Genomic DNA, 25,075 nt, shown 5'->3' on the forward strand with positions numbered 1-25,075 from the left:
ATTATGCAACAAGAAGACGATTTGAGGGCATTGGCGAAAATCATGGATTTTCTGCGTGCCGTAAGTATATTATTAGTAGTAATGAACGTGTATTGGTATTGTTATGAAGCGATACTCGCGTGGGGCGTGAATATCGGCGTGGTCGATAAGATTCTGATGAACTTCGACCGCACGGCGCATCTGTTCCACTCCATACTCTATACGAAACTCTTTGCCGTCGTGCTGCTCGCGCTCTCGTGTCTGGGCACGACGGGCGTAAAGGACGAGAAGATTACGTGGCCGAAAATCGGCACGGCACTCGTGGCGGGCTTCGTGCTGTTCTTCCTGAACTGGTGGCTGCTCGACCTGCCCCTGCCGCTCACGGCGACCGTAACACTCTACATCGCAACGGTGGCGGCGGGATACGTCTGCCTCCTGATGGCCGGGTTGTGGGCGAGCCGCCTTTTGAAGAACAACCTCATGGACGATCCGTTCAACAACGAGAACGAGAGCTTCATGCAGGAGACACGCCTTCTGACCAACGAATACTCCGTGAACCTGCCCACCCGTTTCTACTATAAAAAGAGGTGGAACAACGGCTGGATCAACATTCTTTTGCCGCAGCGTGCATCCATCGTATTAGGCACGCCCGGCAGCGGAAAATCCTATGCCGTAGTCAATTCCTACATCAAGCAACAGATCGAAAAGGGCTACTCGATGTATATCTACGACTTTAAGTTCCCAGACCTTTCGACCATTGCCTACAACCACCTGCTGAACCATTTGGACGGGTACGAGGTAAAGCCGAAATTCTATGTAATCAATTTCGACGATCCGAGGCGCAGCCACCGCTGCAACCCCATACATCCCGACTTCATGGAGGACATTACGGACGCCTACGAGAGCGCATACACAATCCTATTAAATTTGAACAAGACGTGGGTGCAAAAGCAGGGCGACTTCTTCGTAGAATCGCCCATAATCCTCTTTGCTGCAATTATTTGGTATCTCAAAATATACCAGAACGGAAAGTATTGCACCTTTCCGCACGCCGTCGAGTTTCTGAACCGTCGGTACGAGGATATTTTCCCGATACTATCCTCTTACCCCGAACTCGAAAACTACCTTTCGCCCTTCATGGACGCATGGCTCGGCGGCGCTGCCGAGCAGCTTCAGGGGCAGATCGCATCGGCCAAAATTCCGCTTTCGAGGATGATTTCACCGCAACTCTATTGGGTGATGTCGGACAGCGAGTTTACGCTCGACATCAACAATCCACAGGAGCCGAAAATCCTCTGCGTGGGCAATAATCCAGACCGCCAAAACATCTATGGCGCGGCGCTCGGTTTGTATAACTCGCGCATCGTGAAACTCGTCAATAAGAAAGGAAAGCTCAAATCCTCGATCATCATCGACGAGTTGCCGACCATATATTTCAAGGGTTTGGACAATTTGATAGCGACGGCGCGAAGCAACAAGGTGGCCGTGCTGTTAGGCTTTCAGGATTTCTCCCAATTAGTCCGCGACTATGGCGACAAGGAGGCCAAAGTCGTGATGAACACCGTCGGCAATATCTTCTCCGGTCAGGTTGTCGGAGAGACGGCCAAGACGCTCTCCGAGCGTTTCGGAAAAATCTTGCAGAGGCGGCAGAGCATCACGATCAACCGCAACGACAAGTCCACCTCCATCAACACCCAGATGGATTCGCTTATCCCGCCCTCGAAAATTTCCTCTCTGACGCAGGGAATGTTCGTCGGCTCCGTAGCGGACACCTTCGACGAGCGCATCGAGCAAAAGATTTTCCACTGCGAAATTGTCGTGGACGCTGAAAAAGTAAAACGGGAGGAGAAAGCCTATAAGCCGATACCCGTTATTACCGATTTCACGGACGAGAACGGCAAGGACTGCATGAAAGAGCAGATACAAGAGAACTACAACCGTATCAAAGCCGACGTACGGCAGATTGTCGCCGACGAATTGCAACGCATACAGAACGATCCGGCGCTGGCGCATCTGTTACAGCAGAAATAGCATAATCATAAAAAAGGCGGTAATTTGAATGTTACCGCCTTTTCTATATATAATAATGTGGTACTTACCGACGCTGCCGCTCCCGTGCATCATCGCGTTGCATCCGCAGATTCAGACGTTCGCTCAACTTGTCGAGAAAGTAAGTCCGGCTCTCGTTCTTGCGGCGTTTCATATCCAGATAGGCGTCGTAGCAATGTCTGTCCTTAATTTCCAGACCGAGCAGCGAACCGAAGAAGGCCGCCAGCTCCTTGATATTGTTCTGCCCGTCATTGATACAGCCCAGCTCGTCGAGGGCGTAGATAATTTCAATCAATTCGACAAGGCTGCCCGTCCAACGGAAAGAGCTTGTCGGTTGCGAATCGGTTTGCGGGGTGGATAGTGGTGGCACTTGGGGTACAAGAATCTTTTGCGTCCTTCGCACGAAAGCGAGGGCTTTGCGGATATACAATCCCGAAACGCTGTCCGTTTCCACGCCGTAAAACTTTTGGTGGAATTGCAGCTCCGTCTCCACATGGATAAGGGCGAGGACGGCATGGTGCAGGTTCATTCCTCCCATACAGAGTTGTATCACTCTATCGGTAAAGTCCCGATAAGACGAACACAGGTCGTTCAGGCTGTCGGCCTCATTGATGCGACGGAAGAAATCCGTTTCCGTCAGTACGATATATTCCATTTGTCATTTCTTTTTTCGGTTATTGACTCTGTTTTCTGTATGCGCACGTAAGTGTTTAGAACAAACGGAGTTCCAGCCAATGACAAATTGCAATAAGTTATTTACATAATACTGATAAACAGCAATATAAATGCGAAAAATATTTTGAGGTCGCTTTTTCGGAGGAGAAAAAAGCGTAAAATTATTTAACGGCGTTAAGTTTCTTAACGCCTATATGGTGTAAAATGCGTTAAGCCTCTGTCAGTTGCTCCGACGAAAAACGGCCTGCACCGTGCCGTCCGTGCAGATACGGGTGGAGGTACATTTCCAAGAAATTTCGGGCAGTGGAGATTGGTACAGCCGTTTGCCGCGACCGAGAATGACGGGTATCGTGTAGAGAACAATCTCGTCGATCAATCCCATCCGGAACATTCCGTCGGTGGTGGCCGCCGTTTGGTTGTCGGCCTCGATAAGATAGGTGATGTTCGCCGCCTCATTGTCCGCCCAATCGCCCAACATGGTCAGCGAAACGTCTTTATTCAACAAGTGAGTGGCGGCAGTTCTTAACTTCGCTATCTCGTCGGAAAGGACAGCGGACAATTCGGGACGGTTATCTATCATGTATCCGTCGATGGATTGGAGGGCGAGCATCTGTACTTTTGCCATATCATCCGGTTTTTAGGGTTTCAACCGGAAGTCGCAAAAAAGAAGCGTGCAAACACACTACTTCAAGTGTAGGCTCTGGTAAGCCCCTAAACGAAATACGTGAGTGCACGCTATGCAAAAGCATAGCATAAGCATCACGCAATTAGCTTCGTTTAGTTTCAATTTACCAGATTTACACTTGAAACGCCTTGCGGTCTTATGTCTATATATAGTCGGACAGAGAGCATAGGCTTTCTGTCCGCTTTTTCTCAAATGTCATGCAAAAGTGGATAGGCCACTTCCGCAATCGTATTGCAAATATATTCTTTTTCTACGGAATATCTTTCATGTTTCATCTCTTTTCTACTGTATGTTATATTGTTCCATCTTCTTATACAGCGTCGGCGGGCTTATGCCGAGCAGCTTGGCCGCCTGCCGTTTGTTCCCGTCCGTCTGTTTTAACGCCTTTATGATACGGTCTTTCTGCATCGTCTCATCGATCAGCGCGAAGTCCGAAACTCCGCTTTCCGCCTCCGTTGCATCGAGCCCCAATGCATCGGACAGAATCAATCCCTCTCCGGTCATTAGTACGGCGGTCTGTACGACCTGCCGTAGCTCTCGGACATTGCCCGGCCAATGATAAAGGGCTAACAGTTTCTTTGCCTCCGCATCGAACCCCGATACGGACTTCTTCAGCTCCGCGTTCATCTCGCCGATGAAGAACTCCGCCAACGGCAGGATGTCTTCCCGGCATTTCCGAAGCGGCGGGAGTTCGACGACGAACTCCCGAATCCGATAGTAGAGGTCTCGGCGAAACCTTCTTTCCTCGACCGCCTTATTCAAATCTTCGTTGGTGGCGGCGATGATACGCACATCGGACGCCTTGTCCCGATTTCCTCCGACAGAGCGATAGGTCTTGCTTTGTATGGCACGGAGAAACATCTGTTGCACTTCCATCGGCAGATTGCCTATCTCGTCGAGAAACAGCGTACCGCCGTCGGCCTCTCCGAAATAACCCGCCTTGTTGTCGGTAGCACCCGTGAACGCCCCTTTTTCATGCCCGAAAAGGATGGAGGAGGCCAGCGACGAGGATAACAGACCGCAATCGACGGCGACGAACGGTTTATCCGCCCGGTCGCTCCGGCGGTGTATTTTTGCTGCGATATGTTCCTTGCCCGTACCGTTCTCTCCCAATATAAGGACGCTGATATTGGTCGGAGCGACCAGCCGGATGCGGTGGTCGATTGCCTGAAACGCCTCGCTCTCGCGGTCGAGTATATGCTCCCGTTTCACAAGGCTGCGGCTATTTCGTTTCAGCAAACTGCGGATGGTGGGCAGCAGCTCCTCTTCCAATGTCCGTTTGCTGATATAGTCGTCCGCCCCCGATTTCATGGAACGGACGGCAGTCGGAACTTCGTCGTAGTCGGTCATAATAAAGAACGGGTTACGCCGACCGTTTTCACGCATATATTTCAAAAGGTCTATGCCGTTCCCGTCGGGAAAGCGCAAATCGGAAAGAATTATATCGTCATCCGAAACGGACAAGACGGCTTTCTTGGCAGCCGACAGACTGTATATCCTCTCCGTTTCAATTCCCTCTTTTGCCAGAAGATTGCCCACATGGTCGCAATAGACCACATTGTCGTCGATGATAATCACTCTGCCCATAATCCCTCCTTTGTTTCTCGTGCCAGACGGATGATCCGCTCCCCGTTATTCAACACGGCCTGCACCTTTCCATTCAACAAGGCATCGTCGTATTGCGGCCGATGTATCAACTCGTACAGCTCCCGCAAAGGCTCGTCGGCATTGATCAGCATCCACGAACTGCGCAGGTGGTGGAGCAAGTTATCCAATTCGACCATCTCTCTTTTCTCGTGGGCTTCACGTAATTCCGCCATCTCTTTCTCGGTCTCGGTTATCAACCGCTCCAAGATCTCCTCGTTATTCCCATAAGCGAGCAGCGGCGACAGCGTGATTTCTCGCTTTTGCTCTCCATTCTCAATGCAACGGGAGACCGCCTCCAACAGCTCCGTTGCGGAGAACGGTTTGAACAGGCAGCCGCTAAATCCGTTGGCGAGCAACTCCTCTTCCGAACTGCTGTCCAATGCCGTTGCCACGACAATCGGAATACTCCGTGAGTTGCCGATTTCAGACGAGCGCAACAGTTCCAACACCTCGTAGCCGTTCATATCCGGCATCTTCAAATCCGTAATCAACAGGTCGTAATTCCTCTCCCGCATCATGTTCAGCAACTCGCCCACATTGCGGCAGGTGTCGCACCCGATTTCGTATCGGGCCAACATATCCCGTGTCATCGTGCATTGTACCGCATCGTTGTCCAATACCAGCACGGAGGCATTGCGCAGGTATCGGGATATTGGAGATGCAGGCGTTTCCCCGGCAAATTCATCCTCCGCCTTTTTGAGCGGTATGCGTACCGTGAAATGACTGCCGATGCCTACCACGCTCTCCAGCGAAACTTTACCGCCCATCAACTTTGCGAGGTCGCACACGATAGGCAACCCAAGCCCGAAGCCGTCTTGTGTGGCGGCATTGGTCAGGCGTTCAAAAGGATGGAAAATCTTTTTCTGTTGTGCCTCGGCAATTCCGAACCCCGTGTCCGTAACTTCGAGTGTGAATACTCCGTCCGAGTAACTCGTTTTCAATGAAACAGAACCCTTATCCGTAAATTTCACGGCATTGGACAGCAGATTGCTCCCGATTCGGAGGATCATGTTCTTGTCGCCGACCACTACATCGGTTTCGCAAGCCTCGATGTGAAAGGCAAGGTGTTTCTTCTCCGTCCTCGGCGTGAACTCGTGTTTCAGCGCGTTGGCGATACATTGTAATTGGAACGGCTTGGGGCATACCTGCTCCTTACCGTTATCCAGCCGAAAGAAATTCAGCAGGTCGGCGAGCATGATGGCCATACGACGGACGGACTGCCGGACGACTTGAATATGTCGGGTGCGTTCCGCCTCGTCGGTATCGGCGATAATCAACTCCGTATTGCCGCTGATGGCGGACAGAGGAGAACGCAATTCATGGATGATGGTCTGCATGGTTTGGCGGCGAGCCGTGAGCAGCTCCTTGTTCTTTTTCACGCTCTGGCGTAACTTCTCGATCAGTTCCTCCAATTCCCGTTTGGTTCGCGCTTTCTCCCGAATATCCCGTTGGATAATCCAATACGACACGACCAGAAGAATGATAGCACTTACGATCAGCCCGGTTATAATCATGGTCGAACGGTCATAGGATTGTTGGAGATACAACTCCTTGCCTTGAAATGTGGCTTGCGTTTGCTCGTCCATGTCTTGAATCAACACATACAGCTTGCGGTTCAACTCCCGGTTTTGAACACGCAGGCTGTCCGTATAAGCGTCGATTGCCTGTTGCCGTGCCTCCTCCATCGAAATCAACTGCTCGTTCAGGGAGTGAAGCGTGTTTGGAGTGGTCGGAATCTGTACGGTCTCCTTGCCTCCGAAAAGTCCGGCAAGGCCTCTCTTTTTTCGGGTTACGGCGCGGAAACTTCTTGTTTGTCGGGCAAGGACGGGCAGGTGTTCCGACAAGAGGCTGTCGTGCTGTTGAAACACCTGCATGGCTTGATGCAGGTGCTTTTCCTTATTGGCCAGCAGAAGACGGAGCGTGTCTATTTGTCTGGTCGGGACGAACTCTTCATAATCCCGCAGCAAAATCTGCAAGAGGCTGTCTATTCGCAACCGCCGTACCTGATACTTTTGATAATCCTCTTCATCCCATGTTATCGCGGATTCTCCCAACGTGGCAAGGACGGTAATATGCCGATGGGCAGCGTTTATGGTACGGTTGGCCTCCCGGATTTCGGTTATTTCCGATTCGATATTTTGTACTCGGTTTCGTTCATAGAACATGATAGCAGCCATACTGCCGATGACTGCTATCAATATGATGTACCCTATAAGTATTCGGTGTTGAAGTGATAATTTCATCTTAACTTTTTTATGCTAAATCTTTTACTATGTTTCAGTCGAACGCACATTACAGATTTGCTAAATAAAATTGCTAATATAATCTTCCTTTAAGGCAAGATAATAATCAAAAATTCAATGCTCCCGTCGCCCGCAGATATTCCGTTTCATAGATTTTATATTGGGTTTGTGCTTCGATCAGATTGCTTTCGGCCTGCTGCCACTGCGACTGGGCGTCCAAGAGATCGGTCAGCGGAGCCATCGACGCCGCATAACGGTTGCGCATCACACGCAGGTTTTCATCCGCCTGCCGCAACCCTTTCTCTGCCGTATGGATCAGTTCGTAACCGTCTTGTAGATTACGGATCGCCTGCTGTACCTCGATATTAAGCAGACGGGTGTTTTTTTGCAGGTCGAGTTCCGCATTGCGCAGTTCGTATCGTGCTTTGCGTACCTTTTTGCGGTTTTCGCCCCAATGGAAAATCGGAATTTTCACGGCCAGCATAGCTAATCCCATTCCATCCCGAAATTCCTGCGAATAAGGCTTCATCGTACCGCCGCCGACATCGGTCATACCATTGAGCTTGATGTTGCCGTAGTAGGAGTAGCCGACCGACAGCCCGACGGTGGGCAGCATATCGGCACGTGCCATGCGGATTTGCTCTTTCCCGGCTGCGACCTGCTTTTCAAGCAAGTGCAGTTCGGGACGGGCTGCCGTTTCCGCCGAAAGTCGGTCTGGCTGCGAAACGACGAAAGCCGTATCGGTAGCCTCTATCGCCGTATCGAAATCGGCGCCAACGATCCGACAGAGCGACATGCGGCACAGGTCGGCTCCGTTTCGTACCTTTTGCAATTGATAGCGGATGTCGCTGCGTTTGGCTTCGATACGCAGCAACTCGTTTTCGGTCGCCAGCCCTGCCGCGAGTGCAGTTTCCGTTTGGCGGTAGAGCGTATCCATCTGCGCATGATAGCTTCCCAACATACGTGCTTTGCGTCCGACGGCAATATAAGTCCAATAAGCATTGTCGGCCTCGACAAGCACGTCCATGCGTGTCATACGAAGCTGCTCGGCAGCGGCCTCTTCACCGATACGGGCCAACCTATGCCCGGTCGAGATTTTACCTCCCGTGTAGATAGGTTGCGTCAGACTGACCCCGGCTATATACGTACCGCGCATACGCAGCTCCATCCCCATCATGTCCATATCGGGAAGTGCGTAAGCACCCATCGCCGAGCCTTCGATCTTCGGGAGAAAAGCCGTTTGCGCTATTTTCCGGTCGAGTTCCGCCTGCCGGAGCGCATTATCCGACTTTTGCAGTTCTTCGCTATGCGCCAATGCCATTTCGCGGCACTCTGCCTGCGAAATCCGAAGTGTTTGTTGTGCCGAAACACCGGAAAAGGAGCATAGGGCGGCACAACATGAAATAATTATATTTTTCTTGTTCATATGATTATCGTTTTATATGTTAGCAGGTTTATGAATACGGAACATTGCGGCATAGAACAGCGGCAGCAGGACGAGCGTGATAATCGTACCGACCGTAAGCCCGCCCATGATCGTAATGGCCATCGAGCTGTACATCGGATCGCCGACGAGCGGAATCATGCCGACTATGGTGGTCAGCGAAGCCATCAGAACGGGGCGCACACGCGATACGGTAGCCTCGACGATCGCCGTGTAGGGAGCCGCTTTCTCTTCGGTTTGAAGGCGGTTGATTTCATCCACAAGCACGATGGCATTCTTAACCATCATACCGATCAATCCCAACATTCCGATGATGGCCATAAAAGTCATCGGCTGACCGCTCAGCAGCAACGAAGGGGTGATGCCGCAGAACACGAACGGGAAACAAAGCAGAATCAGAATGACTTTACGCCAACTGTTGAATAGGAACAACAAAATGGCAAGAATCAGGAAAATGGTAATCGGTACGAATTTCATCAGGTTGCCGATGGCTTCCCCTTGTACTTCGCCTTCGCCAACCCAGCGCATCGTATAGCCGTCAGGTAGCGGAATGGCTTCGATTTCATCTTGAATGGAAGCGACGACTTTGGCGGGTGTGGCATCGTCGCGGTCGGGATTCGGATCGCACTCCGCTTCGATCACACGCCGTCCGTTCAGGCGTAGTACGAGGTCTTCGTCCCAATCGAGCCGCAGGCTATCGACGACGTTGCCGAGCGGCATGGCACGGAATACCTTATCTTGCAATTCGCTCATCGCCTTGCCTCCGGCAAGCGCTCCTTGCAGCTCTTCGTTCGACAGATGCACATTCATCATGCTCCAGACGGGAATCTCTTCGAGGTTTCGGATACGGCTGCCGTCGTCATTGCGGACTTGCAGATTCAGCATGACCATGCGTTCCTGATCGTTCAGCGTACCGACCGTCATTCCGTTCGTGGCGGCCAACAGCGCACCCGCTACGTCTCCGCGCTCAATCCCCGAACGAAGGGCATCTTCCTGCATGTATTTCGCCACGAGCGCTTTGCCTTTCGGCTTCCAATTGTTTTGTACCGAATAGGCATCCACGTAAGGCGAGCGTCGCATGACGGCTTCGGCTTGGGTGCTCAAATCGCGCAGCACAGCCGGATCGGGGCCAGCGAACTCCACTTCGACGGTGTGCGAAGTCGAAATAGAGAAGTTGTATTTGCGGATACGGACAGAGGTTTCCGGAAATTCCTCACGCAGTTGTTGCCGGATGGTCGGAATCTGTTCCAGCACGGTATTGTAATCCTTGCAGTCCACGATCAACTCGCCGTAGCAATCGCCGCCCGAAGTCATCGGACGTACCAGACAGTAGTGCGCCGGAGCACTGCCTTGACTGATCGCAACTCGTTCGATGGCGGGATTGTCCGAAAGGCGGTCGCTCATCTCCAGCAATCGGTTACGCACGACATCGGCATCGGTGGCCGCAGGAAAGAAACACTCGACGACGAACTGTTTGTAGTCGAAATCGGGGAAAAAGAGATTCTTGACACGTGTCATTCCGACAAGGCAGAGAGCCAGCAGACTGAACGCTACGACGATAGTCGTCTTTTTATAACCGACCAAAAAACCGATGGCTCGGCGAATGAAACGGTGTACGGGCGAGTTCATGACCGCTTCGGAATCGCTTCCGGTCGATTTCTCCCGCTTCGGCAGCCATGATTTAGCGCAGACTGGAACCTGTACCAAAGCCAATATCCAACTTGCCAGCAGGCTGACGCACAAGACTAAAAATAGGTCTCTTGCATATTCTCCGGCCGTATCGGGCGAAAGGTAAACGCAGAGGAAGGTCGAAGCAGCGATCACGGTCGCGCCCAACAGCGGCATGGCCGTATTGCGTCCGATGCGGTAGAGATAGGTTTTCGGCCCCAACCCCCTTTTTTTATCGATCAAGATGCCGTCCATAATCACGACGGCATTATCCACCAGCATACCCATCGCCACGATGAACGCACCGAGCGAAATACGTTGCAGCGTCGTGCCGCAGACAAGCAGGATCGGAAACGACACGGCGACCGTCAGCACCAGCCCAAACCCAATAATCACTCCGCTGCGCCATCCCATCGTGAATATCAACACCAAAATAACGATGGCCACCGATTCGACGAGATTCCACATAAAGGAGGAGATGGCTTCGTCCACCTTGTCGGGTTGAAAAAAGATTTTCTCGGTCTCGAATCCTGCAGGAACGTGCTTCATCGCCTCGGACAGCCGGGCATCGACGGCTTTACCCACATCGGGAACGATGGCCGACTTTTCCATCGCAATACAGATGGCCAGCGCCGACTTTCCGTTCACAAAAAATCCGTTCCGTTGCGGTTCGGCAAAGGTGCGTTGCACACGGGCAATATCACCGAGACGGATGCGTTTTCCGTCCAGCGTTCGGATCAGCAAATTGCGAATATCCTCCTCGTTTTCGACTGCTGAATCGACGTAGAGTGCAATCTGCTCGTCGTCGCTGCGGTATTTTCCCGCATCAACCGTTTTTCCGGCCGCCTGCAATGCGGACATGATTTGCGTGGGAACGATTCCGTTACGGGTAATCTGCTCTTTGGAAAGGATGATGTTGATTACCTCGTTGCGGTTGCCTATGATGTTGATACGCTTGACACCTTTCACGTCGAGCAGCTCGCGGCGGAGGTATTTGGCGTATCGGTACATTTCGGGATAGTCGTATCCGTCGGCTGTCAGTGCATAGAAAATACCATATACATCCATCATATCATCCACCACAACCGGAGTGTAACACCCTTGCGGAAGACGCGAAGCAGCATCGTTCACTTTACGGCGCAGCAAGTCGAAATGCTGCTCCAACTCCTTTTCCAGCACGGTCGTCTGAAACTCGATGGTAAACATGGCAGAACCATTCTGACATTCGGTCTTTACTTTTTTTACATTGGGTAAGGCCCTCAATTCATCCTCCATCAGTTGTGCGACTTTCAGTTCCATCTCGTGTGCACTGGCTCCCGGCCACGGAACCACAACCATCGCTTGTTTGGTAGATACGGCAGGGTCTTCCAGTTTGGGCATCTGCACGAATGCCAACACGCCTGCAATCAGTATTGCCGCCATAAGCGACCAAAAAAGCAATGGCCGCCGCATGAAAAATTCAGTCATCTTCATTACAATAATCCTCCTATGTTGGTTTCACTCGTTTTTTTCACAACACATACATGCTCTCCCTCCCGGAGCACATTCACTCCGGCTCGGACGATATGTTCCTTGCCCGTCAATCCTTCGACGACGACGGCACGGCCTTCGGCATCTGTCCCATTCAGCACGACAGGCTGCTTGGATACGGTGGAATCCTGCTTGAATACCCATACGCACGGTTTGTTTTCGTCATTATCTTGAAAAACGGCGCACAACGGTACGGCAACCCTGTGCGCGGAGGCCGTATCTGCAACAACGATCCCGATTTCGGCATTCATGCCCGCCGTCAGTCGCTTATCGGGTTGCTCCGTAAAGATCAGGCGCAACTGGTAGAGCTGATTGCCATCGGCTTTGGGCGTGATGCTCGACAGTTTCATCGGCAATTCCTCTTCAATGCCCGCCACTTTACAATAAAAACGGGCAAAGCGGTCGCGCTGTCCGTACTCGCCGACCGGAATATCTGCTACGACCTCCATGTGCGATACATCCAACAGCGTAAAGAGAGCTGTTCCCGCATCGACCATCTCTGCCGGAGAGAAATTTACGTTCTGCACGTATCCGTCTGTTGGAGCGTAGAGTTTCGTGTAATCGAGTTTGTTCTTGTTCACCTGCAACTGCACGCCCAACTGTTTTAATCCGGCAACGACCTTTTCGTAATCGTTGGCCGATACGCTCTTCTGTTCGAAAAGCTGTTTCGTGCGTGCCACCTCGTCTTCGAGTTGGTCATACTGAATCTGCAATGCCTCGACACTTAACCGATAGTCGGCGGCATCCAGCTCGGCGAGCAGTTGTCCTCTACGAACATAGTCGCCCTCTTGCACATGGATGCACTCGATTTGTCCGGCCGTCTTGAATCCAAGGCTGATCGTATGCGCCTCGCGGACGACGCCTGAACGGTTTATGACATGGGTGGATTCCAACAACACGGGTTCGGTCAGCACAACGCTCCGTATCCCGGAATTTTCGTGCGATGTTCCGCCGCAGGCGCAGAGCGTTCCGACGGTGATAGCCATTGTAATCAATCTTTTCATTGTTCCGATTTATTTTTTAGTGATTGTTCTTTATTTCACTGCAAAGTTCCTGATTTATCCGATACTTCGTATCCCCTAATGGAGCATCAATTTGGTCTAATGGACAACAAATAGAAATAATATCAACTAAAATACTAATTTTGCTCCTCGAAAGGTTAAATATAAAGATATGAAACAGGCTTATTGGGATTTTGATTTGATTCGATTGTCCGCAGAGAATACGGCAGTCGATTTGGATAAAACATTCGTTTTGATTGATAATTTCGATGAAAGTTCGAAGCAGGTGAATACGGATTGGGAGTTCGCAAACCATCCGGTTAAATTATCCTTTACTATTGCGATTTTTTGTCTGACAGGTCGGATGCGGTTTCAAATCAATTTGCAGGATTTTGAAATTCAGGCAAACGATCTTCTGGTCGTTTCGGAAGGAGCAATCGGGGAATGTCGGGGTATGGACGATGATACCCGAATTGCCGTGATCGCCTTCGCGTCCGACTACTTTCAGACCGCTCTGCAAATCGAAGCGACCATGTCTTTGCAACGAAGGCTGTACGCTTCACCTCTTTGTCATTTGACGGACAAAGCGATGGAAGAGTCGATCGCGATCTACCGTTTGATGAAAGCGAAAATCGAGGAAACGGACAATCCGTTTCGCAAGGGGGCGTTATTGGGATATACGCAGGTGCTTACCTACAATGCTTATAAATACCTGCTCACATCCGCTCCCGACGATAAGAAACCGAAAGAGAATGCCAGTCGGCAACAAGAACTTTACACGCAATTTATCCATGAAGTGCAGAAAAGCTACACCAAAGAGCGCAGTATTTCCTATTACGCGGAAACATTGTGTGTTACCCCAAAATATCTATCGCAAGTCATTCATAAGGTAAGCGGCCGTTTTGCGAGCGATTGGATTATCGATTTCGTTATTCTCGAAGCGAAAGCACTACTCAAAAGCCGCAAATATACCATACAGCAGGTGGCCGATATGCTGAACTTCGCCAATCAGTCTTTCTTCGGAAAGTATTTCAAGGACAAAGTCGGCTGTTCACCTTCTGAATATCAAAAGGCGTAAATAAAACAGCCGCTTGTAAAGCGGCTGTTTGTGTGTTACAATTTCATGTTCTTACCTGATTGCCGTTGTGCATCCGACATTTCCGGCCTCACGACAAGCACATGATCGCGGATAAAATCGCCGCTCGTGTCAGGTTTGACTGTTTGCGACGGTTGTTCGCATTTTCCATTCTCCTGCTGCACGCCGTCGGTCTGTTCCTGCCCGTCTTCGGGTTTAGGCGGAGCGAGTGTAAGTTGTATCTTTCTCTCCAACGCCGCGACGTCCGCTTTCAACGCTTTCAGTTCATCCTCTTTTTTCCATACTCCGCCGACCGTTTCCTGCAAAATCGGAATATCCCGCTCGTAGGTTACGTTCTGCGCCTTGTATTGCTCCACGAGCTTGGGTATGCGCTCCAGCGCGTTCAGAAAGTTCATCGAGGCCGCTTTGGTGTCGGCCATCGCCACCTGCCCGTTGTTGTAGGTGTACTTGAAGGCTCCCTCCACGAAGAAACGGTTTAGCTTGCTCTCCTTGCCGTCTTTCAACAGCGGTTCGGTTTTCACGAGCACCGGGAAACCGTACAACTCGCCGATACGCACATACTCGCCGCCCGTCGCGGCGTTCTTGGCTATCTCCTGCAAGCGTGTCCCGACGCTCTTGTGATCGGTAGCCTCCAGCCCGTCGAGCCGCACGGCATTGAGTTTGTTACCCTCCTTGTCGGTCTGTACCCGTGCGAGGAACGTCTCGAAATCGGCGGACATCTTGGCGATGCAGTCATTGTTGAAAGCGAGTGTCTTGGTGTACTCCTCCAATTTCCACAAGGAGGTACTCTTGGCCTTGTGGAACGTCTTGCGCTCGCTCTCCAATGCCGCGACCTTTTTCTCTAAACGGGCTTTGTCGAGCAAATCCGTGTTCCCTGAAAGAATAGCCATGTACTCCGAGAAATTCATGCCCGATTTCTCGTCCATCGCCCCCTCGTCGATGGTTCGCGCACCCATCGCGCCGCTTTTAAGCTGACTGATAAAGGTCTGCTTGCAGTGCAGCAGGTTGAACTTGTAGCTGTCGAGCGACTTCTCCACCGCATAGATAATCACGTCCACCTTGTCTCCCGCGAACATCTTGGCTATCTCGTTGCCTTTGCGCACGGCACGCCCATCACGCTGCGCGAGGTCGGACGGTCGCCACGGCGTATCGAGATGATGTACTGCCACCGCCCGTTTCTGCGCGTTTACGCCCGTTCCGAGCATGGAGGTCGAACCGAAGATCACCCGCACCTTTCCCTCATTCATCGCGTCGATAACGCCCTTACGTGCCTTTTCGTTCTTGCACTCCTGAATGAAGCGTATCTCCGAGGAGGGGATGCCGTAATCCTCCACGAGCTTGCGTTTGATCTCGCTGTACACGTTCCACTGCCCCGGCTGGAATGTCCCTAAGTCCGAGAAAACGAACTGCGTTCCTTTCTGCGCGTCGTATTTGTGGTAATACTCCGCAATCATTTTCGCACAACGGCTCGCCTTGTTGTCCGGGTGGTCTTCGTACAAGGCAGAATCGATCAGACGCATATCGAGCGCCATCTTGCGGGCATAGTCCGTTGCGATAAGCATTTTCGCTTTTTCCTCGGTTTCCGATAGTTTTTCCCTGCCGAGTAGTGTGGCGTCGCCCGACTTGGCGAACTCCATCAACTTCCCGATGAACTCCTCCTGCTGCGGCGTAGGCGGTATGTTGTGCAGCACCTCGTTCTTGTCGGGACGATCCACACCCACATCCTCCGCCGTGCGGTAGTCGGTAATCTCGGAGTAGAACGCCGCCAGCTCCGGCACTTTGATAAAGTAACGGAAGCGCTCTTTCTGCACGATGTTGTTCGTCACCGAAAACTCGAAGTCCACGCTTTTCTTGGCGAAGATGGCCGCCCATGCGTCGAACGAGTTGATGTTCTGGCGCTCCAACTCCTGCGGCCGCAGGTATTTGAACAGCAGGTACAGCTCCGTGAGCGAGTTTGAGATCGTCGTGCCGGAGAGGAATGTCGCACCCAAATCCTTTCCCGTCCGCTCTTGAACGGTGCGGATGGCATAAAGCATATTGAGCGCCTTCTGGCTGCCGTCCTGATTGCCCAGCCCCGCCACACGGTCGTGGCGCGTGTTGAACATCAAGTTTTTGAATTGGTGGCTCTCGTCCACGAAGATGTGGTCGATGCCCATCTGCTTGAAGTCCACCACGTCGTCCGTGCGCGACTTGATGGCGTGCGCGATGGTCTCCAGCTTGACCGAGAGGTTTATTTTCCGCTTCTCCAATCCCCGCAGCATCGCTCTGGAAATATCCTTGCCCTGACTGCGCAGCACTTCGAGATTCTCCTCCACCGTGTCCAGCTCCGCTTGCAGGATGCGCTGCTGCAATTCGGGCGACTGCGGTATCTTGCCGAACTGGTCGTGCGACATGATCACGCAGTCGTAGTCGTTGTTCTTGATGTTGTTGAAGAACCGCACGCGGTTGGCGGGCGTAAAGTCCTTTTCCGAGGCATAGAGTATCTTCGCGTTGGGATAGGCCGTGCGATAGCACTCGGCGATCTCCGCGACGTTGGCTTTCAGCCCGATAATCATCGGTTTGTGCGCCAGCCCCAGCCGCTTCATCTCGTGTGCCGCCACGCACATGATCAGCGTCTTGCCCGTGCCGACCTCATGGTCGCAGATACCGCCGCCGTTCTGTTTGAGCATCCAGATGCAATCCTTCTGGCTCTGATACACATCCTTGATACCGAAACGCCGTTCGAGGGCTTTCAGGTCGAGGTCGGGGAACATCTGGTGGCTGCCGTCGTATTGCGGTCGCACGAAACAGTTGAACTTGCGGTTATACATATCCGTCAGCCTCTTCTGGAACTCCGGCGACTGCTCCGCGAGCCATTCGGAAAACCCGTTTCGGATTTCGTCGATCTTGGCGTTGGCGAGCTGTATGCCCTCGCTGTCGCGCACCTTGATGTCGTTGCCGTGCTCGTCCTTGCCCACGCTCTTGGTCATGTCGGGCACGGTGTTCACAAGGGCGTGCTTCAGCAGTGCGACACCGTCGTAGGTGCGGTAGTAACCCTTGACGCAGTATTGGTCGGAGATTTTGGCGTTCCTCTCGCTGCACTTGACCGAATACTCGTCCATCGTTTCCGAGAAGCCGATGCGCACATCGGTATCGAACAGGTAGGAGGCGTAGGCCGCATAGATTCCCGTCGGTATCCACCGCTCGCCGAGGTTGAAGTCCAACTCGTCGAACGTAATCGGTCGCGGCGTGGCCTCCTGCAAGGCTGCAAGAGCTTCCTTCTCGCGCTCGCCGTGCGGGTTTCCGGCCATCCATGCCTCGATGCGCTCCGCCTTATCGACGACGTTACCCGCGATGAAGCGGTCTTTGATCTCATAACTTCCGGCAAGCGGATTGTAAAAGATGCGCCCTTTCAGTTCGTCGATCAGCTCCTCGCGGCTGTTGTCCGACAAAGATTCCATATAATCGAGATTCACACCTCCGTAGCGGTTGAGCGAGGCTGCGAGCGCCTCTTCCGGCGTATCGACGTGCGTAACCTGATTCAATGAAAAAGCAACGGGATGGTCGAAGATGTCGGCCTTGACGAACTGCCCGTTCTCCGCCCGTTCGAGGGCGAGGATGTCGCGCCCCGATGCGTCCATCATAAGGAGCTTGACGTTCGCTTTGGCGTTCAGATTGCCGTAACGCGCGACGAACGCATCGTAACGGGTATTGAGGTCTTTACGCATGGCGTCGCCCTCGTCGTGATATTCGGCTTCGTAGGCATAGAGCCGCTCGTAAGCGTCGCGCACGGGAACATAGGCCGCTATCTTCTCGCGCTGCGCCTTGTCCAAATCGAGCGGGTGGAACGTCGCCCCGTAGCGGGTAACGTCTTTCAGGTAGCCGACTTGATAGCGTGTCCCTTCGGTGTTCACCTTGACGAACGCCCCCTCGCGGTGGTGCGGCTCCAACAATCCCTCGAAAGGCCGGGGCTTCATCTCCTCCTCGTGCTTGCGCTGCCGCTCTTCCGCCGAGAGCTTCGCCTCCTCCTCACGCATCTGCCGCTCGACCTCGCCGATACGACGGTTCATCTCCTCCGTCACTCCGTTTTCAACGGGATAGAGGGTGTCGGATGCGCCGGAGGTATGCGCCGCCTGCTCCGTCCGGGTGGCTGTCGTCGCCGCTTGCATCGGCGTGTCGAACAGCGACGGCTGACGGGGCTGCGCCAGCTTGGGACGGTTGCTCCTGCGCCGGGGCTTGCCGCCCGTCTGGGCGACGCGCCGCTCCTCTTCCGTGAAGCCGAACAGATCGTAAAGGCTCATTACCGGAGGCTCTATTTCGGGTTTCTCCTCTTTCGGGGGTGCAGTAGTCGCCTTATCTGTTTGCGCAGGCCGTACCGTATCCTCCGCTATGGCCTCTTGTCCCCACAAGGTCTGTTGCCCGACGGCCTCCGTCTGTTCCGTCCTTGTCGGCTCTTCCTGCAAGACGGGTTCAGGCGTCGCACCCACCTCTTGCTGCTCTCTCCGCTGGCGGACACCTTCGAGCGTCCCCGCGACATCCATGTAGCGGTCTATGTCGAGGTGCTTGTAGAAATCCTCCGAGAGCATACGCCGCAGATCCGCTGCGATGCCTTCCGCGCCGCCCTCGTGCCGATAGACCATTGCGGGCTTGCCGTAGGGATCGGTATCCAGCACCGCTTTCGTATGGATGATCCGTTCGGGATGGCGGTGCAGATATTCGTTGGTGTTGAAACCGCGACTGTCGAAATGCACCCGGCACAGCGACTTGTCGTCCTCGGTCAGCATCTCTTTTCGGACGTTCTTTTGCAGGATGACAAGGTCGCTGCCGACCTCCGTTCCGGCGTTGTCGGCAAAGAGGTTGTTCGGCAGGCGGACAACGGAGACCACATCCGCTTGTTTGAGCATCTCGACACGGGAGGCTTCGTTCTGGGGAGAGTTCAGCACGCCCTGCGAGGTGATGAACGCCACGATACCGCCGTCCCGCACGGCATCCAGCCCTTTGAGGAAAAAGTAGTTGTGGATGGCTTTGGTCGCCGTCCGACGCCCGAATGCCTCGCTTGCGGAGAACGCCGGATCGAAGACCGCTACATCCCCGAACGGGATGTTGGAGGCCGCCACGTCGAAATAGTTGTTAAAGGGCTTCTCGATACGCTCGAAACCCTCCACACGCACTTTCTTGTCGGGGTGCAGGCAGGCGAGAATCCTACCCGTCAGGAGGTCTTTCTCAAAGGCCATCACGTCCGCACGGGTGTCCTTGCGGGCAAAGGCTTCGAGGAACGCCCCGTGTCCTGCGGAGGGTTCGAGCATCCGCAGCGGGCGCACATTATAGTCGTGCAGTACGTCGGCCAGAGCCTCCGTTACCGCCGACGGGGTGTAGAACGCCGTCAGCACGGAGCTTTTCAGGCTGTCGATATAACGCTTGTATTCGTTCTCGCTTGCGCTGTTCTCGCGAATCAGCCGATGCAGCTCCGCTGTCATCGGGAACAGGTCGAGGTCGGATTTCGCCCACTGCACGGCATCGGTCAGGTCGGAGGCCGGGTTGAGAATACATTTCAACCCTCCGAAACCGCAATAGCGGGCAAGCCGCTCCCGCTCTTCGGGAGTGGCCGCCCGCCCTGCCTTGCCTAACTCGAACGCCGTGCGTATCGCCTCGATGTTGTCCCGCAGCTTGGTCTTACGGTTAAATGCCATCCTCTTCCAGCAAGATTAGGATGGCTCCCGTAAGCTCCGTATAGAGCTGCTCGTATTCGGGCGAGTAGGCGAAATCGTCCGAGAGCGGGTATTGGGAGAATATGCCCTCCAGCGAGGGCTGCAATCTCAACGCGACGGACGGGGCGTCGCTCTGCGCCACCTCGTCCGAGCACTCGTTCCAGAGCACCTCGATGATGGTGTCGTACTTGGAGAAGCGCAGCCCCTCCAGCAGCGCGGCCATCGCCAGCTCGTGCGCACCTTCGGGCAGATACCCTTCGAGGCGGGCTTGTTCGTACACGTCGGCGGCATGGTCGGAGCGGCTTTCGATAAAGGCCGCGTCGTGCGCCTTGTCGGGGTGGTTCTCCTTGAGGTGGGATAACAGGTAAAGCCCGTAGTAGGACAACTCCGTAGGCTTTTCTTTCTGATTCATAATTCTATGGATTTAGTGGATTGTAAAACGGATGGATAAAAAAGGCACTCAACGTCCCCGTCGAGTGCCACCACTAAATCCACAGAGAATAAATCGGTATCGACGGTAAATCCGGGAAGACAATCTATTTCCGTGTATTCAGTGGCGAATATAGGCATTATTTCTCTCTCTTTGCGTCTTTGCCGCCGTTTTTCGTTTCAGGGAACTCGAAGACAGTGTTGAAATCCCCGTCGAAAGCGACAACAGCCGAGAACGGTTTGCCCCGTTTGCTGTTGAAACCCTTGATCGGCGAGGTGCGCCCGTTGGTCAGCAGTTCCGTAATGTCCGCGTCGGAAAGCGTCTTTCCCGCTTTCACACGGAATATCGGAAGCCCGCACGCGGCATTGTCGCAGCGCACGACCTTTCCGAAGAACTGCATACGTCCCGTCTTGCACTTGGGGCATATGCACCCCGAAGCGGCACTCGTGAAGAGCTTGTCGCAGGTCAGCAGTTCGGAGACAATCTCGGCGGTGTACTCCTCGATCTCCTTGCGGAACGTCTCGGCACGCAGCTCGCCCCGTTCGATCTTGGCGAGTGCTGCCTCCCATGCCCCCGTCATCTCGACGTTGGCGATGCGCATCTGCTTGACGACCGAATAGAGTGCCAGCCCCTTTTCCGTCGGTACGAGCGATTTCTTGTGCCGCACGATGTATTCCCGTGAAAAGAGAGTTTCGATGATGGCAGCACGAGTGGCCGGAGTGCCGATGCCGCACTCTTTGAGCGACTGCCGCACCTCCTCGTCCTCGACCTCCTTGCCTGCGGTCTCCATTGCCGCGAGCAGCGAGGCTTCCGTATGCAGCGGTTTGGGCTTCGTCTTGGCCTCGGTCATCGAGCAGCCTGCGACGGCCAGCGTCGTGCCCTCCGTCCATTCGGGCAGCAGGGTGTCCTCCGTCTCCTCGCCGTACACGGCACGCCACCCGGCCTGACGGACAATCGTGCCTTTGGCAGTGTACGCCACGCCTCCGCACTCCGCCGTTACGGTAGTTACATCCTTGATGCACCGCTCCGCGAAAGCCTCCAGCATACGCCCGACGATCATATCATAGACGGTCTGCTCATCGGCAGAGAGTATCTTCGGCTTTACCCCCGTCGGCAGCAGGGCATGGTGGTCGGTTACTTTGCCGTCGTCCACGCTGCGGCGTGTCGGAGCATCGCCCAGCAGCGCAAGGCGGCGGCCCCATGTGGGATTGTTTTTCAGCGTCAGCAGCAGCGAGGGGATTTCCGTGAACACGTCTTCGGGGATATAGCGGCTGCCCGTGCGGGGATAGGTGACGAGTTTCGCCTCGTAGAGTTTCTGGGCGATGGAGAGCGTCTTGTCCGCCGAAAAGCCGTGTTTGGTATTCGCCTCTTTCTGGAGCGTCGTCAGGTCGTACAGCAGGGGCGTTTCCTGCACGGTCTCCTTGCGTTCGACTTTGGTAACGGTGGCCGCGCCCTGCTCTTTGAGCGACTGATAGGCGGCGGTGGCGGCGGCTTTCTCCTTCCATTTCTCGACGGAGGACAACTTCACGACCGTATCGGCTTCGCTACCCGGCGTGGAGAAGTGCGCCTGAAAGACATCCTCCGGCGTGAAACGCTTGTTCTCCCAGAAGCGGCTGCACACCATCGCCAGCGCGGGCGTCTGCACGCGCCCCAGCGAATACGTGCCGCGTCCTGCGGCCAGCGTGATGGCTTGCGTGGCGTTGATGCCCACCAGCCAGTCGGCCTCGCTGCGGGCTTTGGCGGCATAGTAGAGGTTGTCGTACTTGTTGCCGCTTTCGAGGCGCTCCAGCCCCTCGCGGATGGCCTTGTCCGTGAGCGAGCTGATCCAGAGGCGGTCGAACGGTGTGGCACAGCCGATGTATTCGTACAGATAGCGGAAGATCAGCTCTCCCTCGCGTCCGGCATCCGTCGCCACGATGATACGCTCGCTCTTGCGGAACAGACTGCCGATCAGCTTGATTTGCGCCGCGACGTTGCTGTCCGGCTTATAGCCTTTGTCGGTCTTGACCTGACGCGGCACGAGCTGGAAGACGGGAGGGATGATCGGCAGGTTGTCGCGATGGAACCCCTTGATGCCGTAGCCGTCCGGCAGGGCGGGCTGCACCAGATGCCCGAACGCCCACGTTACGTTATAGCCGTTTCCCGTGTAATAGCCGTTCTCTTTTTTCGTCGCTTTCACGATGCGGGCGATTTCATGCGCCACGCTCGGTTTTTCTGCAATAATTGTTTTCATTCTGAATTGATTTATTTAATGTGGATTTAGTGGTCGGGGTTAAGAACCCCGTTTTTAATTCTCGTCGTTCGTCTCCTTCGCCTCTTGTTCCTTGTCTCGCAAGCGGCGCAGGATTTTACGGTCGTAATAGACGTGATACCCGTCGGAGGTGTAGTAGCGTTCGTTGTCCCGCTCTATGGCCTGCCAATCGACACGCCGCAGGGTGTAACCGCCCGCGACGGATACAAGGCAGAAGAGTAGGAGGATGATAAAGGCCGCCATAGCTACATCCTCATTCGGGGTTTGTTCGCGTTCTGCTGCCTGCGCTGCTGCTCTTCGTTGGCCGGGGCGGTCTGCCCCCGTTGCAGCGGTTCGCCGATGTGCTTGGTCGCCTCGTCTGTCTTGCCCTCGGAATTGACGGCGACCTGCGTGCGGGAGGCGGCATCGGGCTTGACCTCGTAGATCTGCGACTGCTCCGGCCGCTTGCGGCTGAAGTCGTACTTGACCTTTTCGTGGTTCGGGCGTACATAAGCGTTGAACTTTTGGCCTTTCTTGTCGGTCATGCCCTCGATATATACCCATTTGTTCTGCTCCCAGCCCGCCTTGTACTCCGGCTTGACCTCCGCGCCGAGTAGGGTTTTGCCGATGCGCAGGCGGCGTTCTTTCGGCGTTCCGTCAGCCGTCTGCGTCTGCTCCTGCCGCTGGGCTTTCTTCTGGCCGCCGAAATGAAAGTCCAGCCCCCGTTTGTCGGCGTTGATTTGGAGCGTGGCGTTGAACTTCTTGCCGCTCTTGGCCGTCATGCCCTCTACATAGACGCCCTCGCCGCGCGAAAGGGCGGCCTTTTGCTCCGGATCGAGTGTCACTCCCTTGACTTCTTCGGGGATACGAATCGCCGAGACGGGAACGGCCACCGTCTCGTTGGTCAGGCGGTCGATGCTGATAAAGGAGGGGATAAGTTCGCCCGTAGCCGGATCGACGACCTCGGCGACACGTCCGAGGTTGCCCGTCTTTTTCAGGTTTTCCTGATCCTCCGGCGTGAACTTCACGTTCAGGTATTCGTCGAGGTTCGGCTCGCGGCGAATCGGGTGCGGGACAATCGACACCGTGCCGTCGGGATTCTCACGCAGCGACAACCGCGCCTGCATCGGCACACGGATGCCGCCGAAATCGGGGTTGCACTCGACAAGCTGCGACTTGCCGTAATGACGCATACGCTCCAGATCGCCCGACTGCTCCAACGCCGCGAGGTCGATGCCCCAGCGTTCGGCGACCGCCTCACGGTCGAGGCGGCTGTCGTCGATGGGCTTGTAGCCCCCGTCGTTGCCCTGTCGCTCCCCGGCGGACGACTGTTCGGCCTGCTGCGGTGTTTCCTCCGCCTGCTCGGTGGGGGCTGCTTGCGTCTCGCCCTCCTGCGTCTGCTGCTGCGCGGCGGCCTGCTCGTACTTGGTCGTATCGACCTTGTGCGGGGCGAGCAGCTCCTCGTTCTTTTTCGGGTTCTTCAGCAACTCTTTCAATACCTCCACGACCTTGTCCGCACCCTCTGCCGCGACACGGTAGAAGCCGAAGCGTTTCGGCTCCTTGCATTGGCGGTAGAAATTGGCGAAGAAGTTGTCCAGCACATCGCCATGACGGTCGAAACGCAGGAAATCCTGCGTATTCTCCGCTTTGGCGGCTTTCAGGTTCGGCGAGCCGTCGCGTTTCAATCCCGCGACCACGCCGATCTCGCCCGTCTTCTCGTCTCTGACGATCAGCACGTCTTGTTCTTTCTTTTTCTGTTCCATAATCTATTGTTGTTATATGATCGCATCTTGCCGATGCCCTGCGAATGTAAGCAGAGGATTCGCCGCCGCATCCGTTTTAGCACCGCGTGGCAGCTTGTGGCGTCGGGATGGCAGCATTTGGCGTTCATTCCTTGCTTTTCTCGACCTTGCGGCAGCCCGCGAACTCGTCGAAATGATATTTCAGAAACTCCTGCACGTCCGATTCCTTGTAATAGATTTTGTGCCAGAGCATCTGGTAGCGCAGCACGCCCGAACTGCGGTAGCGTTGCAGCGAGCGTTTACTCGCTTGCAGGAGTTGGCACAAGTCCTGATTGTCCAACAGACGCTCGCCATCCAGATATTTCACCTCTTTTATCTCCTTGCCCGCAAGTGAAGCGAGCAGCCGTTCGTGGCGGTCGAAACGTTCCATAATCTTCTCCATCCACATCTCGAAAACATCGGTTTCAAGTATCATAGGCCGAATTGTTTATGCGTGAGATAATAGTTCTTTCTGAAATCCTCCAGCGTGTTCGGATGGCAATGCACGATACGTTTGGCTATACATTCCTCTATATCGGAAAGCCGATACAGGCACTTGCTTCGCAACATGGTAAAGGGAATGACGTGTTCCTTGCGCATCCGCTGGAGTGTGCGGGTGCTGATTTTCAGCAAATCGGCCAACTCTTCACTTGTCAGCCAGATTTCAGGTTCCTGCCGGGGATTGGTCTCTTTTCTGAAGACGTAATCGGCTATGCGCTCGATCTTGTCGTTCAGGTCTTGATATACCTTGTGATCGAATGTTATAATTTCCATATTTGCAACATTTTATTCTTATGCGGCAAATATGCGGGTTTGCGGCAAGACGGTTTCCATTGTCGTTACCGACACGGGAATGTTTTATCCCCAAATGATCCATATAGGGACAAATCGAGTAGGAGGAAAACGAAGTAGTTTTCTTCCTACTTTCGC

Annotated in this window: 15 protein-coding genes and 1 pseudogene; 2 read left to right on the forward strand and 14 right to left on the reverse strand. The window is 54.0% G+C overall.

Translation table 11 applies throughout. The features are described from left to right. Window positions 1-2,010, forward strand: a complete 2,010-nt coding sequence (mobC, locus tag DXB58_RS24540) for a conjugal transfer protein MobC (protein WP_122138556.1) — start codon at window positions 1-3, stop codon at window positions 2,008-2,010. A gap of 64 nt (window positions 2,011-2,074) precedes the next feature. On the opposite strand, the gene DXB58_RS24545 is transcribed toward mobC, so the two are convergent. From DXB58_RS24545 to DXB58_RS24575, 7 genes are all read right to left on the reverse strand, one after another. Continuing rightward, on the reverse strand, window positions 2,075-2,683 hold the full coding sequence (locus DXB58_RS24545; RefSeq protein WP_122138557.1) for an RteC domain-containing protein: 609 nt from the start codon (window positions 2,681-2,683) through the stop codon (window positions 2,075-2,077). A 240-nt stretch (window positions 2,684-2,923) separates the two neighbouring features. After that, window positions 2,924-3,328 (reverse strand): dihydrofolate reductase family protein, encoded by a 405-nt coding sequence (locus DXB58_RS24550; RefSeq protein ID WP_122138558.1) that lies wholly within the window; start codon window positions 3,326-3,328, stop codon window positions 2,924-2,926. A gap of 342 nt (window positions 3,329-3,670) precedes the next feature. Continuing rightward, window positions 3,671-4,975 carry a sigma-54 dependent transcriptional regulator gene (locus DXB58_RS24555; protein WP_122138559.1) on the reverse strand — a complete coding sequence of 435 codons (1,305 nt, stop codon included), beginning with the start codon at window positions 4,973-4,975 and terminating at the stop codon, window positions 3,671-3,673. After that, window positions 4,963-7,278 (reverse strand): hybrid sensor histidine kinase/response regulator, encoded by a 2,316-nt coding sequence (locus DXB58_RS24560; RefSeq protein ID WP_122138560.1) that lies wholly within the window; start codon window positions 7,276-7,278, stop codon window positions 4,963-4,965. The genes DXB58_RS24555 and DXB58_RS24560 overlap by 13 nt, the downstream gene beginning before the upstream one ends. A gap of 106 nt (window positions 7,279-7,384) precedes the next feature. Continuing rightward, window positions 7,385-8,704 carry a TolC family protein gene (locus DXB58_RS24565; protein ID WP_122138561.1) on the reverse strand — a complete coding sequence of 440 codons (1,320 nt, stop codon included), beginning with the start codon at window positions 8,702-8,704 and terminating at the stop codon, window positions 7,385-7,387. Between the two features lie 12 nt (window positions 8,705-8,716). Beyond that, a complete protein-coding gene (locus DXB58_RS24570) occupies window positions 8,717-11,863 on the reverse strand; it encodes an efflux RND transporter permease subunit (RefSeq protein ID WP_122138562.1) in 3,147 nt (1,048 codons plus the stop codon). Then, window positions 11,863-12,924, reverse strand: a complete 1,062-nt coding sequence (locus DXB58_RS24575; RefSeq protein ID WP_233527359.1) for an efflux RND transporter periplasmic adaptor subunit — start codon at window positions 12,922-12,924, stop codon at window positions 11,863-11,865. The genes DXB58_RS24570 and DXB58_RS24575 overlap by 1 nt, the downstream gene beginning before the upstream one ends. 169 nt (window positions 12,925-13,093) lie before the next feature. On the opposite strand from DXB58_RS24575, the gene DXB58_RS24580 reads away from it, so the two are divergent. Further along, a complete protein-coding gene (locus DXB58_RS24580) occupies window positions 13,094-13,999 on the forward strand; it encodes an AraC family transcriptional regulator (RefSeq protein ID WP_122138563.1) in 906 nt (301 codons plus the stop codon). A 205-nt stretch (window positions 14,000-14,204) separates the two neighbouring features. On the opposite strand, the pseudogene DXB58_RS24585 reads toward DXB58_RS24580, so the two are convergent. The 7 genes and pseudogenes from DXB58_RS24585 to DXB58_RS24615 all read right to left on the reverse strand — a co-directional run. Continuing rightward, window positions 14,205-19,686, reverse strand: a pseudogene (locus tag DXB58_RS24585) (N-6 DNA methylase); the annotation flags it as partial. Continuing rightward, complete coding sequence (locus DXB58_RS24590; RefSeq protein ID WP_119965391.1) at window positions 19,676-20,116, reverse strand: DUF1896 domain-containing protein; 441 nt, start codon at window positions 20,114-20,116, stop codon at window positions 19,676-19,678. The gene DXB58_RS24590 and the pseudogene DXB58_RS24585, both read right to left, overlap by 11 nt. Before the next feature lie 157 nt (window positions 20,117-20,273). Further along, window positions 20,274-22,367 carry a type IA DNA topoisomerase gene (locus DXB58_RS24595; protein WP_122138565.1) on the reverse strand — a complete coding sequence of 698 codons (2,094 nt, stop codon included), beginning with the start codon at window positions 22,365-22,367 and terminating at the stop codon, window positions 20,274-20,276. Between the two features lie 54 nt (window positions 22,368-22,421). After that, window positions 22,422-22,628 carry a hypothetical protein gene (locus DXB58_RS24600; protein WP_122138566.1) on the reverse strand — a complete coding sequence of 69 codons (207 nt, stop codon included), beginning with the start codon at window positions 22,626-22,628 and terminating at the stop codon, window positions 22,422-22,424. 2 nt (window positions 22,629-22,630) lie between these two features. Then, window positions 22,631-24,127, reverse strand: a complete 1,497-nt coding sequence (locus DXB58_RS24605; protein ID WP_122138567.1) for a DUF3945 domain-containing protein — start codon at window positions 24,125-24,127, stop codon at window positions 22,631-22,633. 124 nt (window positions 24,128-24,251) lie between these two features. After that, window positions 24,252-24,581, reverse strand: a complete 330-nt coding sequence (locus DXB58_RS24610; protein WP_122138568.1) for a helix-turn-helix domain-containing protein — start codon at window positions 24,579-24,581, stop codon at window positions 24,252-24,254. Beyond that, the gene (locus DXB58_RS24615) at window positions 24,578-24,919 is read right to left on the reverse strand and encodes a helix-turn-helix domain-containing protein (protein ID WP_122138569.1); all 342 of its coding nucleotides are present in this window, start codon (window positions 24,917-24,919) and stop codon (window positions 24,578-24,580) included. Before DXB58_RS24615 ends, DXB58_RS24610 begins: the two co-directional genes overlap by 4 nt. Window positions 24,920-25,075: the final 156 nt, after the last annotated feature.

The sequence above is a fragment of the Bacteroides sp. OM05-10AA genome, assembly GCF_003439055.1.
GTDB lineage: Bacteria > Bacteroidota > Bacteroidia > Bacteroidales > Bacteroidaceae > Bacteroides > Bacteroides intestinigallinarum.